Raw genomic sequence first — 14,162 nt, forward strand, 5'->3', positions numbered from 1 at the left:
AGGACAAAGATTAAAGAAATTTCTTTACGCTTTAACCTTTCTGCTTTCCGCTATTAGACCTGCGGGAGCTTGGCGAGGCTTGCTGCGATGTCTGCATCGGTGGGGATGTAGTCATTCATTTCGCCGTCGTTGAACTTCTGGTAAGCCACCATGTCGAAGTAGCCAGTACCGGTGAGGCCGAAGAGGATGTTCTTCTGTTCGCCAGTTTCCTTGCACTTGAGAGCTTCGTCGATAGTAGCGCGGATAGCGTGGCTGGATTCCGGAGCCGGCAGGATACCTTCGGTCTGAGCGAAGAGCTTAGCAGCTTCGAACACCTTTGTCTGTTCTACGGAAGCAGCGCGCATCAGGCCCTGATCGTAGAGTTCAGAAAGGACAGAGCTCATGCCGTGGTAACGCAGACCACCAGCGTGGTTTGCAGACGGAATGAAGCTGGAGCCCAGAGTGTACATCTTGGCCAGCGGGCAAACCTTACCAGTATCGCAGAAGTCGTAAGCGTACTTACCGCGGGTAAGGCTGGGGCAGCTTGCAGGTTCGATAGCCAGAATATCGTAGTCGGCTTCGCCACGGAGCTTTTCGCCCATGAACGGAGAGATAAGACCGCCAAGGTTAGAACCACCACCTGCACAACCGATGATCAGGTCCGGCTTCACGCCAAGCTTCTTGAGAGCGGCGTGGGCTTCGAGACCGATAACGGACTGGTGCAAGAGAACCTGGTTCAGCACGGAACCAAGAACATAGCGGTAGCCTTCCTGAGTAACGGCTGCTTCAACAGCTTCAGAAATAGCGCAACCCAGAGAACCAGTGGTGCCCGGGAATTCTTCGTTGATCTTGCGGCCAACGTTGGTGTTCATGGAAGGAGACGGAGTGACAGAAGCGCCGTAGGTGCGCATCACTTCGCGACGGAAAGGCTTCTGTTCGTAGGAGCACTTCACCATGTAAACCTGGCAGTCAATGCCGAAGAAGGCGGAAGCCATGGAAAGAGCGGTACCCCACTGGCCTGCACCAGTTTCGGTGGTCACGCCCTTAAGGCCCTGCTGCTTGGCGTAGTAGGCCTGGGCGATAGCGGAGTTCAGCTTGTGGCTGCCGCTGGTGTTGTTACCTTCGAACTTATAGTAGATGTGAGCCGGAGTGCCGAGGGCCTGTTCCAGGAAGTAGGCGCGGACCAGCGGAGACGGGCGGTACATCTTGTAGAAAGTCTGGATGTCCTGAGGAATGTCGATATATGCGGTATCGTTGTCCAGTTCCTGCTTGACCAGTTCGGAGCAGAACACGCCTTCCAGTTCGGCGGCAGTCATGGGCTTACCGGTACCCGGGTTCAGGAGCGGTGCCGGCTTCTTCTTCATGTCGGCACGGACGTTGTACCACTGCTTCGGAAGTTCGGATTCTTCGAGGTAGATCTTGCAAGGACCATCAATCTTAAGAGATGAGCAATTACGCATATTATTCCTTTTGGTTTGTAAAGTTTGGTCGGGCAAAGCCCGTTTTTGAAAAATCAAAAAAAGTTCGCCTTAAATTTACACAAAAAAAGACGGATGTAAAACGCAAACCTTGTAAAAACGTCGTTGAAAATGCGAAAACCGCACTAAAGATGCTACTGACAAAAGGCAAATCACAAGGTATGGAAAGTTATACTATCTTTGCCCAAAGTTATGACGACCAATTCACAGCATTATGAATTTAAGTCTCCGTCGCTGAGCTACAAGAACGCCATGGTGACGGTGGACGTTCTGGAAAGGGATCCTACACACAAGCCCCGAGTGGTCTGGAGCGTAGATGGTAAGGAAGTCTACCGCACGGATCTTTGCAAGATTTTTTCTGACTTGAAGTTTGAAGCTGCCCGTACAGCCATCTACACCTACGACGACGAGGCTCGTGCCCATGCTGTCGGTTTGAACTGCGGTGCTATGGCCAGCCCGGAACATCTGGCTCCTGTTTTTCTGATGTGGCCCCACCGCCGCTTTAACGTGAATATCGTGAGCGGAGCCGATGTGAATTGTGGAGCAGACGGCAAGTCCGCCGCGAAGGTTGCAGAACTTCCCTTGATGGATGGTTCTGCTGCACCGTTTTTCTATGGCCTGCGCCGAGCTGCGGGGGAGCCTGAAGAACTTGTTTTTTACGATGCCCCGGTAAACGCTAACTGGGATTTGAAAACGTCGGGTGATAATCCGCGAACCTATGGCCATGTACGTATCATGCCTGCAGAAACTTTCGAGGTGGAGTACGTTCTGGACCGCAGTGTGGCCCGCGGTGACACCTGCAACTTGCAGTCGGCCGCATCGGTTAGCCTTTATTCTCCAGAGAACCTGTTTCAGATTTTTATGGCCCGCACGTTTATTTCTCAGTTAGAACTTGACGCTGCGCGGTCCAACGGTCTATTAAAAGGCGTAGATGAAAGCTGCGGACTTCTTTTAGACGCAAAAGCCTCCGCAGGATGCCCCTGCAACGAAAATTTCCGTGTCGCCAATGAACCTGCCATGCATAAAATACTAGATTTAATTGGCGATATAACATTCATTTGTCCTGCACTCCCCAAGGTGCGGATTGAAATCACCAACGGTGGGCACGTTTCTCACCGACAAATCATGGAGAAGTTAATACCTTATGTCTCTGCTGGACTCTTTGAAAAAATCTGATAAAGAAGGCGTTCTCTACGGCGAAGATGTTTGCCACGAAGTTCTTCCCCAGAAGTTCCCCTTTGCTTTCGTTGACGAAATCCTGGAATTGAACATGGGTGATGGCACTGCAGAAAATCCCCCTTCTCTGGTGGGCCGTATGCATGTGACTGGCGAACAGGACTTCTTCAAGGGCCATTTCCCCGGCAATCCGGTGATGCCCGGCGTGATCCAGATTGAATCCATGGCTCAGGCAGCAACTCTCCTGACCATGATCGCAATGGAAGATAAGACTGTTGGCAAGCGCCCCGCCTTCATGGGTGTGGAAAACTGCCGCTTCCGCAAGGCTGTGATTCCTCCTACCGATATCATCCTGAAGGTCCGTCTCACTGACCTCCGCATGGCTCGTCGCGGCATCTTCAAGTATGCCGGTCAGGTGTTCATCGGCGAAGACCTGGTGACCGAAGCAGAATTTTCTGCAGCTATGGTTTAGTGGCTCTCCCCGCAAGGGGGATCATGCCCACTAAGCACTAAAGTGCTAAGTGGTCAAAGTGTGTCGCGGGAATGCTGGTTCGTTAACGGCGTTACGTCATCCTGAAGGGCGTAGCCCTGAAGGATCCAGTACATAAGTAAAAAAGAGGATTGTCATCAAATGACAGTCCTTTTTTGGTATCTTCGTTTTTATGGAGAAACATGGCTACACATATATATTTTTTAGTCAACGAAATGGGACACTATATATTGGTGTTACTAATGATCTGAAACGCAGAGTTTCCGAACACAAAAGCAAGGCAATTCCTGGTTTTACGCAGAAATATGGAGTTGATAAGCTTGGATATTTCGAAGTGTATAATGATATCCGCTTTGCTATAGAACGGGAAAAAGTGTTGAAAGGGTGGAGAAGGGTGCGCAAGATAGAATTGCTGGAAAGCATGAATCCAACATGGAGGGACTTGTATTTTGATTTGTTCTAGGTTCGTCGTGGATTCTTCGAGCCTGTGGCTCTCAGAATGACGAAATGCGTTTAAGGTTCGTTATGGATTCTTCGAGCCTGCGGCTCTCAGAATGACGATAATTGAAGGCTCGGGATGACGATGGTTGACGTGAAGTCTACATCTCCGGGTCCAGCTCGCCGCGGATGATTTCCACTTCGCCGTGTTTGACCAGGCTGATGATGTTGGTGGGGCAGATTTCGATAGGGCCGCAGTCCACCATCATGTCTACGGAATGCTCGAAGGTTTTCCAGAGTTCGTCGGGCTCGTAGATGTCTTCGTCGCTGAGCTTGGCGGCGGTGCTGAGGATGGGCTTGTCGAAATGCTGGAACAGTTCCTTGAAGAAGGGGTGGGTGGGCATTCTCACGCCGATTTCGGGGCGCTTTACGTCTAGGCGGCGGGCGATGTGATGGTCGGCGGGCAGAATAAAGGTGAAGGGGCCGGGTACGCGGGGCTTCATGATGTTGAAGGCGAAATTGTCGATGCGGGCGTAGTCGGTGGCGGCACGGATATCGGGAATGATCAGGGCCATAAAGAACTTCTTCATGGGCTTTTTCAAGGCATAAAGTTTGTGGATGGCCTTGGGGGATTCTGCGTTACAGCCGATAGCATAACCGGATTCTGTAGGGTACAGAACAAGACCGTCGTCTTCCAGGGCGGCGGCGGCCAGCTTAACAATGCGGGCCTGAGGATTTTGTGGATGTACTTCAAATCGCATGTGCTGAATTTACACAAAAAAGCTTGAATTGGCTCAAAAAAATTTATTTAAGGATAGTCCATGTTGACTATCTTTGCACTATGCGTTATTCTATGATTGTTCTCCTGGTTGTTTCCGCCCTCCTTTCCGGATGTTTTTCTGCGGGGGATGACTTCTATTCCTACGTACTTCTGAAGGGGAGTATCCAGCGCGAAAATCCCGAAGATATGGTGGACGTGGCTGTTGATTCCCGCTGCACCTTGATGGCCAATGACCTGGAAGGCGGTGACTATGAGGTTTCTATCGGAGCCATCGAGAACTGTAACGTGGTATGGACCATCAACAACGAAATTGTCCAGAGGGCGGTGGTTCATAAGGATTGGGATACCCAGAATCACCTGATCGGTATGGAAATTACCGTTATAGATGAACGTTCCAAGTCTAGCAAGACGGTCTATTCCAAGACACCGGATTCCAGAGAATGGATCATCGAACTTTAATGCGCTAACATTGGGGAACCACCTGGGTTCCTTCGAAGGCGTTCTGAATGTGTGAAAATTGCAGGGGAGACTGGTAGACCCTGGCACTCAGTACATCAAAACGACAAGGCTGGTCAAAACCCCTGGGGGCAATCTGGGGGTGAGAGTGGAGAAAGTGGCAGGCGGTGTGCCAGATCTTTTTCTGCTTTAGGCGATTCACGCGGGCGGCGGGATTCCCCTGCTGATTATTCCAGACGGACTTGACTTCTACAAAGACGATTGTTTCGCCTTGTTTTGCCACAATGTCCAGTTCCCCTCCGCGGTAGGCATAGTTGCGGGCCACCACCTGATAACCGTTACGGGTCAGGAATGCGGCTGCCTGGTCTTCGATGGCGTTGCCTTTTTTGCGTGTGTCAGAATGTACGGTCTTGTTCATGCATAACCTTCTTTTTATTAAAAGTTTAACGAACCGCGCAATGAAATTGCGCGACCCCTCTTTCATATAGTCAATGCATGTCCTGTACACGTTTCGTGTTCAGGTCGACGATTTTTGCCCGTTGCCCGGGCGGTAGAGGCTTTGCCTCTTAGGGCAGTTCCATTCCCAGCAGGCGGATTTCAGAAACAGCGAAGTCTGCGTTTTCACCTTCGTGGACGTTGTCCAGGTAAATCTTCAGTTCGGTGGTTTCCATGGCCTGGATGGTGGGGTACTGCATACCCTTGATGTTTTCCAGCTTTACCTTCTGCTTGAAACCGTCCTTGGTTTCGAGGGTCAGGGTGCGGGGCTTCTTGAAAATGCGGAAGCGGTCACCGAAGGCGTCGTCCACGGACTTCTGGTAGCCAACGGCGATACCGAAATGGGTGACCACGGCGTTGGTTTCAAAGTAAAGGGTCAGAACGGGATTCTGGGGCTTCTGGGGGACGGGGGCCAGCCAGGCGGTCTTCAGGTCATTGTCCTTAAGGTTGTCCAGCGGATATCCCTTCTTCTGGTCGATTTCCAGTGCCTTAGTTTCGTAGTTGCCCATGGCGTCGTTCCACTCCAGTTCGCGGAGGGTGCTTTCGGGCTTGTGGGTGAGCATCAGCAGGATCAGCAGCATGATGATCAGCGGGAAGATGAACACGGCCAGGGCGGTGAGCTTCTTTTGCAAGAGGCGGGCCTTGGGCGAAATCTTGTTGGCCATGTCGGCGATGGACTGGGTGTGCTTGTGGAGCAGAGTCTGGTTTCCCATGCGTCCAGTCTGGCGATCGCGTTCGGTGGTGAACACCTGGTCACAGGCATCCAGGAATTCCTGCATGTCGTGGAAGCGTTCGTTCAGCTTTTTCTTGAGGCACTTGAGGATCAGCTTGGAGAGGCCTGCAGGCATATCCTTGCGGAACTGTTCCGGCGGAGGGGGCTGCTGCTGAACGTGCTTCAGGGCGATTTCGATGGGCTTTTCACCTTCGAAGGGGAGGCGACCGCAGGTCATCTCATAAAGAATGACGCCCATGCTGTAGATATCGGTCTGCAGGGTGACGCTGTCACCGTGGCACTGTTCGGGGCTCATGTATTCCGGGGTACCCATGGTCATGCCGGTGCGGGTCAGGCGTTCCTTTTCCATTTCCTGGATGTAGGAGATGCCGAAATCCATGATGTACACGCGGTTGTCGCGGGTCAGCATGATGTTGGAGGGCTTGATGTCGCGGTGAACGATACCCTTGTTATGGGCGTAGAGCAGGCCGCGGGCAATCTGGCGGATAATGACTTCGATGGCCTCGAAGGAGAGCTGTTCCTTGTTGTGGAGGATGTCCGAAAGGTTGGTGCCTTCCACATAAGTCATGGAAATGAACAGCTGGTTGTTCTGCTGACCAAAGTCGAACACATGAACCACGTTCTGGTGGTCCAGTTCTTTCATGGCCTGAGCTTCCATGTAGAAACGCTTGATGGCCTCTTCATCGGAGGAGGCGTCCAAGATCTTGAAGGCTACTTCGCGGTTAAGCCTTTTGTCCATGGCCTTGTAGACGTTGCCCATGCCCCCTTTACCCAAGGTTCCAATGAGGTCATAGTTTGCGTTAAAAGGACGAGGAAATACTTCTGGCTTCTGCGGTGCGATCATTTTGCGTTCTTGGATCTAAAAAGTTTAATTGCCATCACAATATAAAAACCTACGGCGATGGCGATGGCGGCAACAATGTTTACAACGGGGTCTTGACGCTCTAAAAGTAGGTTCAAAAGGCTATTTTGGTTGTAGCGGGACCAGATTACGGTAGACAGGGCGCGGCCAAGAGCCTGCATCTGATCTAGGGGAACCAGCGCACCGGCAAGTGCTACCTGGGGAATAATAAGCAAGGGGAGGGTAGCGTTTGCCTGTCCGGAATTCCTGGAGAAGGCGCTCACCATTAAGCCCACCATGACGGCTGGCAGGACCATGGCTGCCGTAGTAAGCAAAAGTGCTGTCACGGGAACGTGGGAAGCGATCCTGAAATTGACGAAGGCGTATACGATAAGCGTCTGAATCCAGGCCACCAAGGTGGGGAGGGTGGCCTTTGAAAGCAGGGTGGGCAGGACCTTTACGCCCTTACGGAACTCGCCCTGGAGAATCTGACGTTCCTGAACAATTTCGCGGATCGACAAGGAAAGGGCTAACCAGTTTGCCGAAAGGATGACGGCGAAGGCTACAATCCAAAGAGAAGTCAGCTCCGAAAAAATCAGGGAGAAAAGTCCACCGATAACCAGGGGTTGAATAATCAAGGTGAGGGTCTTTCCCAGGTCGCGGAACCATTGTTTTGCGGTAAGACCTATCTTGTAGAACAGCACAGGGGCAAGTTCATTCTTTACGAAATAAATGTTTGGATGGGCGCTCTCGTCGCCGTTAGAATCGTCCTGATTATCCTGGGCCTTACGTTCCCAGGAGTTCTTCCAGTTGGTGGCGGATTCGTCGTTCAGGTCCGAAAGAATTTCTTCGGGATCCCTGGTGTTGAAATAGCGGAAGGCATCGGCGGGGGTGCCGTAAAAACCTTGTTCCCCGTGATGTAATACCAGCACCTTGTTGGCGATGTCCAAAGCTTCATAGCTATGGGTGGTAAGAATCACCGTGTGCCCCAGGAACGAAAGCTGTTGCAGATGGGTGCAGAGGATCTTGGCGTTGTAAGGATCCAATCCGGAAAGAGGTTCATCGAGAACGATAAGGCCCGGGTTGCCCATGAGTTCGCGGGCCAGGGCCACACGACGGAGTTCGCCTCCGCTCAGAGTCTTTACCAGATTGTCCATGCGTTCGGTCAGACCGAAAAGCTGACAGAACTGCTCCATGCGTTTTTGGGCATTAGCCTTGAATTCATGGCGGTTCATGCTGGTGCGTCCGCCATCCAGAAGTGTTTCGCGGACTGTCAGGTCGCGGCGCAGTTCCGGATCCTGCTCCAAGAATGCAATATGCTTGCGGATTTCTGCATTGCGGTAATCCAGGTCTCCGATGCGGACCTGTGATTTTTCGCCACAGCTGTGAATGCCCTGTAGCAGTCGCAGGAGGGTGGATTTTCCCTGGCCTGAACGACCGATAATAGCCATGATTTCGCCGGCGGGCAGCGTGAAATTCAAGTCGCGGACAATCTGCTTTTTACCTGCAAAAATATCCAGCTGGCGGGCGGTGACGCTAAAACCCTGAGGGGCGTTAAAGCAGGCGACACGGCCTTCCGAAAGTTCCAGCTCATAACCGGGAATCTTGAGAATTTCACCTTCGTTCAGGGGTATGGAGCGAAGGACTTTCCCCTGGGGGGAGACCATCTTCTGTGTAAAGTTGATCAGGGCGGCGCTCGCAGACGTCTCGACGGAAATACCTTCAGGCAGTTCCGTTTCAGAATTGTTGAAGGCATCCATCACCAGTAACGACAGATGGCGATCCTTCAAGGTGGCCTGCAACTTCTGCGTTCCGATAAGAATGACATCGCCATCCTTAATGGGACGCGGTGCAGAAACGTCGGCACCATTCAGCTGCGTTACGCTGTTCTCGGTCAGGTTCCGCAAAGTCCATTGGCCAGAAACGCACTCCAATACCGCATGCTGTCTAGACACCATCAGGTTATCTAGCACCAGGCAATTATCCGACTTACGGCCGATAGTAAAGGGCTTGTCGGCTGAAGGAGTGACGATCTGGAAGGACTTCATATAACTAATTATAAGGTAGGAATTATGAATTACAAAACTTTAAAATAGTACTAAAACCATCTTGATGAATCTCATAATTCATAATTCGTAATTCATAATTAAACCAGAGCCTTCAGGCCGGCGATAAAGCGGTCGCATGCCTTTTCCAAAGTTTCGTCACTGGCTGCGTAAGAGAAACGAACACAGGTATCGTCACCGAATGCGGCACCCGGCACAATGGCAAGGCCCTGAGACTGCAGCAAGTATTCGCAAAGTTCAACGGAACCGCCAATGACCTTACCCTCGGGAGTCTTCTTGCCGTAGAAACAGGTCACGGGAGCGAACAGATAGAATGCGCCCTCCGGTGCGTGAGCGGGAACCGGCAGGATTTCTGCGGTACGCTTCAGCATGTAGTTGCGACGCTTCAGGAATGCAGCCTGCATGGCTTCTACGTTAGACTTGTCCATTTCAAGAGCGCCCAATGCGGCGTACTGCGCTACGTTGCTGGGGTGGTGTGTTGCCTGTCCCTGGATTTTGCCGATGATCTTTGCGATGTCGGCGGGGGCTGCGTTGTAACCGATACGCCAACCGGTCATGCAATGGGACTTGGAGAAACCGTTAATGACGATGGTACGTTCAGCCATGCCGGGGAAGGCGGCGGCGCTTGTAAATTCGGTATCGTAGACGAAGTATTCATACACTTCGTCAGAAATGCAGTAGATGTCCTTTTCCACGATTACCTTGGCCAGATCACCCAGTTCTTCCTTGGTGTACACGGCTCCGGTGGGGTTGCAGGGGTTATTCAGGAGGACTGCCTTGGTCTTGTCTGTAATGGCGGCGCGGAGCTGTTCTGCGGTAATCTTGAACTTGGCTTCCTTGGTAGCTTGTACAATTACGGGCACACCACCAAGCCACTTTACCAGTTCGGGGTAAGTGACCCAGTAAGGAGCGGGAACGATCACTTCGTCACCCGGATTCACAAGTGCAGCCAAGGAGTTGAACACGGCATGCTTTGCACCGCTAGTCATGATGATCTGTTCCGGCTTGTAGTCCAGACCGTTTTCATCTTTCAGTTTCTTGGCCACGGCCTTGCGGACTTCCATAATGCCCACAGGTGCGGTGTAGCGGGTCTTGCCCTCGTCAATAGCCTTGCAAGCAGCAACACGGATAGGCTCCGGTGTAGGGAAGTCCGGTTCACCGGCACCCAAACTGACAACGTCCTTGCCATCAGCAATCATCTGCTTGGCCAAAGTATCGATAGCGACCGTCAAACTGGCGGCAATATTCAAAGTTCTAGTGGATAGAGGTTTCATTTTTTCTGAGCCTTGATTTCTTGATGACGCGGTAAGTATCCAACGTACTTGCGATAAGGGGGTAAATGGTTAACTGTGAAATGAATATGCAAATCAATCCGATGGCACTGATAATGCCCATGCTGCGAATACCCGGGTGGGACGAAAGCAACATGGCGAAAGAGCCGATAAAACCGGCCCCCTGTGCCGTAAGGATTGAAGAAAGCTTTGCGCGCAGAACGGTCCAGGCGGTTCCATTCTGCTTTTCGTAATAGGATGACCAGAGCTGCAAGGAGCCATCAACACTGACCCCAATCAGCAGCACGAATACCAGGGAACTGTAGAACGAAATATGGATTCCCCAACCGTGAACAAGAATGGTCAACCAGCTCATAGAGAACATGGAAGGGAGTACCGTAAAGAAGGCTCGGCTCAATTTATTGTAGTACAGCAGCAGAATGAACCAAAGCATGATGATCCCAAGCACAATGGACTTGTCGACATTCTGGAGCACCAGGTCCAATACGTTTGCTCTAAGGATGGGGGTTCCGCAGACCTTGAATTTGTTGTCCTGGATGCCGTCAAACTTCTGGAGCTGAGCATTAATGTGGCGGCAGGCCAGGCCATTGTCAGGATCGGAAGAGGGGATGATAAAGGCAAATACTCCGGACTGACCGTCCTTGCCCGAGAACTTGCGGCGGATATCTTCAGAAAGTTTGAATTCCTGGATGTCATTCTCATAGTTAGAGAGCATCTCCACGATAGAAACACTGTCGTCTGTGGCCAAGCGAGACAAAATCTGAGGAGTCAGCTCCGCCTTCAGGTGTTCCAGCATATTTTTCTTGTTCTTGCTCATCTTGGGCATGAACTGGTACTGGGTGTAAATTCTTCCCAAGTCGGGAATCTGTCCACGATCCTTCAGGTGTTTGAAGTCTTCCTGGATGCTGCTACTGTATGAGGAGTCCGGCAACATCACAATGACTGGATCGAAGGTGGAGAATCCGGTCTCTTCGATCAAGGCGTTCACCTTCTGCTCATCCAACTGCATTTCGGTCTGCCTGAAATCGTAAAGGAAGGCCAGGTTGTTGCCGCTGTACAAAAGGCCTGCGCTACTGAGGATGCTGATGCATACAATGATGGCCCAGTTCACCTTATTGGGGAACAGCTTGAGACGTCGAGGAATGTGTCGGGAAATTTCGGCAATGTTGAACATCTTCTTCTGCTGGGCAAAGCGCAACAGCGATACACCCAGAAGGGGGCAGATATAGAGGTTCATCAAGACTCCGATGGCTCCAAGGATTGCCAATTCCCGCAAACCCGGCAGAGGAATCAGCAACAGCGAAAGGAACAGGGCAGCCATGATTAGCGAAGAGGCCGCAACCGGAGGCATAATACCCAGGATAGCACTTTCGGTACTGAGGGTGGGGCTTAAGTTTTGGTCACGTTCCTGGAAGAATCGGGTCAGGAGGTGCGTCTGTATTTGCATGGCGTGGCCCGGCAAAATCAAGGCCAGGTTTAACGTAAACAGATTGATTCTTCCAAAAAACAGGTAGGCAATCCCGAACATGAATATGGTGGGAAGTGCAATAGGCAAACCAGAAATCAGGATCAACTGGGGCCGTCTATAGAAATGGAGCATGGACAGCACCAGGAGGATGATGACAGCCATTCCCCCCGCGAATTTTGCCTCGGGCAGAAGTTTCTTACCGGTCTTGATTGACTTGTAAATCTTTCCGGTATAGTAGACTTCAATGTTTCGTGAGCTTGCTGCAGAGTCAAGATAAGCTTTGGCTCGGTTGTAAAGATTGCGATTTGACTGCAGGTCGGTCAGGGAATGGGTGGGGTAGATGTCAATGACACGGATTGTCCCATCATTGTTGGCATGGGACTGTTGGAGTTCCCTAAAGTATTTTTCTTCGATCTGCTTTACCAGTCCATCAGCCTTTTCTGCAGTTGCACCTGCACTATCTGCAGATTCAGTAAGGTCGACTAGAAAGGGATTGCTTTTACGGAAATGGGCGTTTTTGACACTGTCAACCATGTTGACTACAGCGGCAACTTCGTCTTCATTGGCATACAGGAGGCGGTTCTTCTTGAAAAAGTTTTCGTCGGCGGCAAACTCGATAAAGTGAACCAGAGGGTCCTTGGAGAAATCCCTGGCGAAATTACGGGCCAGGTTGAAATTCGTCAAACTGTCTTTTGATTGTAAGACAATAGTGAGGCTGCCTAATCCACCAAAAGAATTTTCAATATCCTGATAATCTAGTTGTACCTCATTTCCCTTCAGAGAATCCTGCAACTGGAGTTCCCAACGCAAATGGTTAATGGGATAGATGCAAAGTGCGGCCAATACCAACGATACGATGATATTCGCCCTATAATTTTGCCCTAATCTCTTAACTATTTTTGCGAACGCAGAAAACATGACAACAATATAATTATAAATTGGGGGGGTATGAAGTTGGGTTTATGTAGGAAGATCGCTACGATGGCGTTTTGTTTGCTGCTGATGGCTGCAAGCCCTTTTGCACAAACCAAGGAATCCAATGATCCTGCACTTCAAAATTCAACTTCCGAAAATCCCGAAACAGAGAACGTCGAAGAAGAAGATTCGTTCAAGTGGTCTAACCTGTGGAAATGGCCCCTGGACTACATCATCCAGCCAGTACTGAACGTCCTCATCTACCCGATTGCGACCCCCATCGATTACGCGGTCAAGAACGGAGTCATCGAAAGGTCGGTGGATTTAATCACCTTCGGCGAACGCAAGAACATATTCATTTACCCTAGTTTCAACTTAAAACCGGGCGCAAGTACCGAACTGGGCGTTGTCTATCGACACCGTAGCGTATTCCTGGATCGAGATTATCTAGTGCTGCAAGGGGAATTTTTTGCCAACGGCGACTTGGCCTTCGATACACGATACACCAAGCAGTCTATCCTTGGGACTCCGCTTTTCGCCGGCGTTCGTTACAGTATCAACTGGAACCGAGACAGACATTTTATTGTTCCCGAAACAAAGGCTAGCTATCTACAGCCGGATTCCAGCTTTAGTATTACCTGGCGACTTGGCGCACCGCTTTCTGACAACCGCAACTGGAATGCTGAAATCTGGACAACCCAAAACTTCATCAAGGCCGATGTTCCCGATATCGAAGACTCCCTGTTATTTAGCAAGAAGTTTTCCATCGAAGACCGCGGACTATATCAAGACCATATGGAATTTCCCATTGGTGCATCCATCATCTACGACGACCTGGATTACCCATACGCCCCATCCCGAGGTTCCCGCGTCAGTTTTTCAGGTTCCTATAACATTGTCAGCAAGTACGACGGCGTAAGTGTCAAGGAACTGGGCGATGAAGCCAAGGACTATTATGACGAAGATATCATTAATGGTTCCAAAAGAAAGCACGATTACATCCGCACGGAGTTCTTGCTCCAGCATTATTTCTTGCTAGGCAGCAGCCCCAACTATATTCTAAGCGCAACAGAAGCCCGACAGAACCGTAAGTTCTATACCGACTTTTCCTGGGATGAAGCCATTCGTGTATGGCGTCCCGAAAACATGATGCAAACCCTTTTTGAGAGAAGGGTTATCGCCTTACAGTATAGGCTAATTGATTTATGGGAAATGGAAAAAGGCGGCGCACCCTTTAACGCATTCCCCACATTGAATGCAAGAACTCCGCTGCGTGGATATGGGGATACATGGGCATCCCATCATATCATGTCCTTGAGCGCAGAATATCGCTGGCCGGTAGACCGCTTTGTTGATGGAGTCGTGTTCAACGAATACGCACTTATCGCCGATAAAATCGACAAGTGGAGTTTCGACCATTACTACAACTCATGGGGCTTTGGCATCCGAGTTCGTCAGCCCAACATGTTCCTGTGCCGTGTGCAGCTGGGATTCCACGGACTGCACGGCGTCAATATGATTATAACCATCGCACCGGAATTCCGATAACAACCG

Annotated in this window: 13 protein-coding genes; 6 read left to right on the top strand and 7 right to left on the bottom strand. The window is 50.8% G+C overall.

Going from position 1 to position 14,162, the window contains the following annotated elements; genetic code table 11:
- Window positions 1–53: 53 nt before the first annotated feature.
- On the bottom strand, window positions 54–1,439 hold the full coding sequence (locus MMG03_RS07035; protein ID WP_249505959.1) for a TrpB-like pyridoxal phosphate-dependent enzyme: 1,386 nt from the start codon (window positions 1,437–1,439) through the stop codon (window positions 54–56).
- Here MMG03_RS07035 and MMG03_RS07040 point away from each other — a divergent pair.
- The 4 genes from MMG03_RS07040 (at window position 1,424) to MMG03_RS07055 (ending at window position 3,586) form a co-directional block, all read left to right on the top strand.
- Complete coding sequence (locus MMG03_RS07040; protein WP_249505960.1) at window positions 1,424–1,675, top strand: hypothetical protein; 252 nt, start codon at window positions 1,424–1,426, stop codon at window positions 1,673–1,675. The two genes, MMG03_RS07035 and MMG03_RS07040, sit on opposite strands and share 16 nt — an antisense overlap.
- Window positions 1,650–2,633 carry a UDP-3-O-acyl-N-acetylglucosamine deacetylase gene (locus MMG03_RS07045; RefSeq protein WP_249505961.1) on the top strand — a complete coding sequence of 328 codons (984 nt, stop codon included), beginning with the start codon at window positions 1,650–1,652 and terminating at the stop codon, window positions 2,631–2,633. Before MMG03_RS07040 ends, MMG03_RS07045 begins: the two co-directional genes overlap by 26 nt.
- A complete protein-coding gene (locus MMG03_RS07050) occupies window positions 2,602–3,105 on the top strand; it encodes a 3-hydroxyacyl-ACP dehydratase FabZ family protein (protein ID WP_073161033.1) in 504 nt (167 codons plus the stop codon). Before MMG03_RS07045 ends, MMG03_RS07050 begins: the two co-directional genes overlap by 32 nt.
- A gap of 190 nt (window positions 3,106–3,295) precedes the next feature.
- A complete protein-coding gene (locus MMG03_RS07055) occupies window positions 3,296–3,586 on the top strand; it encodes a GIY-YIG nuclease family protein (protein ID WP_249505962.1) in 291 nt (96 codons plus the stop codon).
- Window positions 3,587–3,722: 136 nt separating this feature from the next.
- Here the strand turns inward: MMG03_RS07055 and MMG03_RS07060 are convergent, their stop codons facing one another.
- Window positions 3,723–4,322, bottom strand: a complete 600-nt coding sequence (locus tag MMG03_RS07060) for an L-threonylcarbamoyladenylate synthase (RefSeq protein ID WP_073161039.1) — start codon at window positions 4,320–4,322, stop codon at window positions 3,723–3,725.
- 80 nt (window positions 4,323–4,402) lie between these two features.
- On the opposite strand from MMG03_RS07060, the gene MMG03_RS07065 reads away from it, so the two are divergent.
- Window positions 4,403–4,801, top strand: a complete 399-nt coding sequence (locus MMG03_RS07065) for a hypothetical protein (RefSeq protein ID WP_073161042.1) — start codon at window positions 4,403–4,405, stop codon at window positions 4,799–4,801.
- Between the two features lie 4 nt (window positions 4,802–4,805).
- Here MMG03_RS07065 and MMG03_RS07070 read toward each other — a convergent pair whose 3' ends face one another.
- The 5 genes from MMG03_RS07070 to MMG03_RS07090 all read right to left on the bottom strand — a co-directional run bounded on the left by MMG03_RS07070 (window position 4,806) and on the right by MMG03_RS07090 (window position 12,536).
- On the bottom strand, window positions 4,806–5,216 hold the full coding sequence (locus MMG03_RS07070) for a YraN family protein (RefSeq protein ID WP_073161043.1): 411 nt from the start codon (window positions 5,214–5,216) through the stop codon (window positions 4,806–4,808).
- Between the two features lie 148 nt (window positions 5,217–5,364).
- Complete coding sequence (locus MMG03_RS07075) at window positions 5,365–6,870, bottom strand: serine/threonine-protein kinase (protein WP_073161046.1); 1,506 nt, start codon at window positions 6,868–6,870, stop codon at window positions 5,365–5,367.
- Window positions 6,867–8,915: an ATP-binding cassette domain-containing protein gene (locus MMG03_RS07080; protein ID WP_249505963.1), complete on the bottom strand. Its 2,049-nt coding sequence runs from the start codon at window positions 8,913–8,915 to the stop codon at window positions 6,867–6,869. The genes MMG03_RS07075 and MMG03_RS07080 overlap by 4 nt, the downstream gene beginning before the upstream one ends.
- Before the next feature lie 98 nt (window positions 8,916–9,013).
- A complete protein-coding gene (locus tag MMG03_RS07085) occupies window positions 9,014–10,207 on the bottom strand; it encodes a pyridoxal phosphate-dependent aminotransferase (RefSeq protein ID WP_249505964.1) in 1,194 nt (397 codons plus the stop codon).
- Window positions 10,188–12,536: an MMPL family transporter gene (locus MMG03_RS07090; RefSeq protein WP_170932290.1), complete on the bottom strand. Its 2,349-nt coding sequence runs from the start codon at window positions 12,534–12,536 to the stop codon at window positions 10,188–10,190. Before MMG03_RS07090 ends, MMG03_RS07085 begins: the two co-directional genes overlap by 20 nt.
- 138 nt (window positions 12,537–12,674) lie before the next feature.
- Here MMG03_RS07090 and MMG03_RS07095 point away from each other — a divergent pair, with 138 nt between their 5' ends.
- Window positions 12,675–14,156: a BamA/TamA family outer membrane protein gene (locus MMG03_RS07095; RefSeq protein WP_249505965.1), complete on the top strand. Its 1,482-nt coding sequence runs from the start codon at window positions 12,675–12,677 to the stop codon at window positions 14,154–14,156.
- Window positions 14,157–14,162 lie beyond the last annotated feature (6 nt).

The sequence above is a fragment of the Fibrobacter sp. HC4 genome (assembly GCF_023373925.1).
In the GTDB taxonomy this organism is placed as follows: Bacteria; Fibrobacterota; Fibrobacteria; order Fibrobacterales; family Fibrobacteraceae; genus Fibrobacter.

Excerpts from the sequence above, each read along its gene's own strand:
- MMG03_RS07060 (WP_073161039.1), bottom strand. The coding sequence starts at position 4,322 with ATGCGATTTGAAGTACATCCACAAAATCCTCAGGCCCGCATTGTTAAG.
- MMG03_RS07065 (WP_073161042.1), top strand. The coding sequence starts at position 4,403 with ATGCGTTATTCTATGATTGTTCTCCTGGTTGTTTCCGCCCTCCTTTCC.
- MMG03_RS07075 (WP_073161046.1), bottom strand. The coding sequence starts at position 6,870 with ATGATCGCACCGCAGAAGCCAGAAGTATTTCCTCGTCCTTTTAACGCA.
- MMG03_RS07095 (WP_249505965.1), top strand. The coding sequence starts at position 12,675 with ATGGCGTTTTGTTTGCTGCTGATGGCTGCAAGCCCTTTTGCACAAACC.
- MMG03_RS07085 (WP_249505964.1), bottom strand. The coding sequence starts at position 10,207 with ATGAAACCTCTATCCACTAGAACTTTGAATATTGCCGCCAGTTTGACG.
- MMG03_RS07040 (WP_249505960.1), top strand. The coding sequence starts at position 1,424 with ATGAGCAATTACGCATATTATTCCTTTTGGTTTGTAAAGTTTGGTCGG.
- MMG03_RS07035 (WP_249505959.1), bottom strand. The coding sequence starts at position 1,439 with ATGCGTAATTGCTCATCTCTTAAGATTGATGGTCCTTGCAAGATCTAC.
- MMG03_RS07045 (WP_249505961.1), top strand. The coding sequence starts at position 1,650 with ATGACGACCAATTCACAGCATTATGAATTTAAGTCTCCGTCGCTGAGC.
- MMG03_RS07050 (WP_073161033.1), top strand. The coding sequence starts at position 2,602 with ATGTCTCTGCTGGACTCTTTGAAAAAATCTGATAAAGAAGGCGTTCTC.
- MMG03_RS07055 (WP_249505962.1), top strand. The coding sequence starts at position 3,296 with ATGGAGAAACATGGCTACACATATATATTTTTTAGTCAACGAAATGGG.
- MMG03_RS07070 (WP_073161043.1), bottom strand. The coding sequence starts at position 5,216 with ATGAACAAGACCGTACATTCTGACACACGCAAAAAAGGCAACGCCATC.
- MMG03_RS07080 (WP_249505963.1), bottom strand. The coding sequence starts at position 8,915 with ATGAAGTCCTTCCAGATCGTCACTCCTTCAGCCGACAAGCCCTTTACT.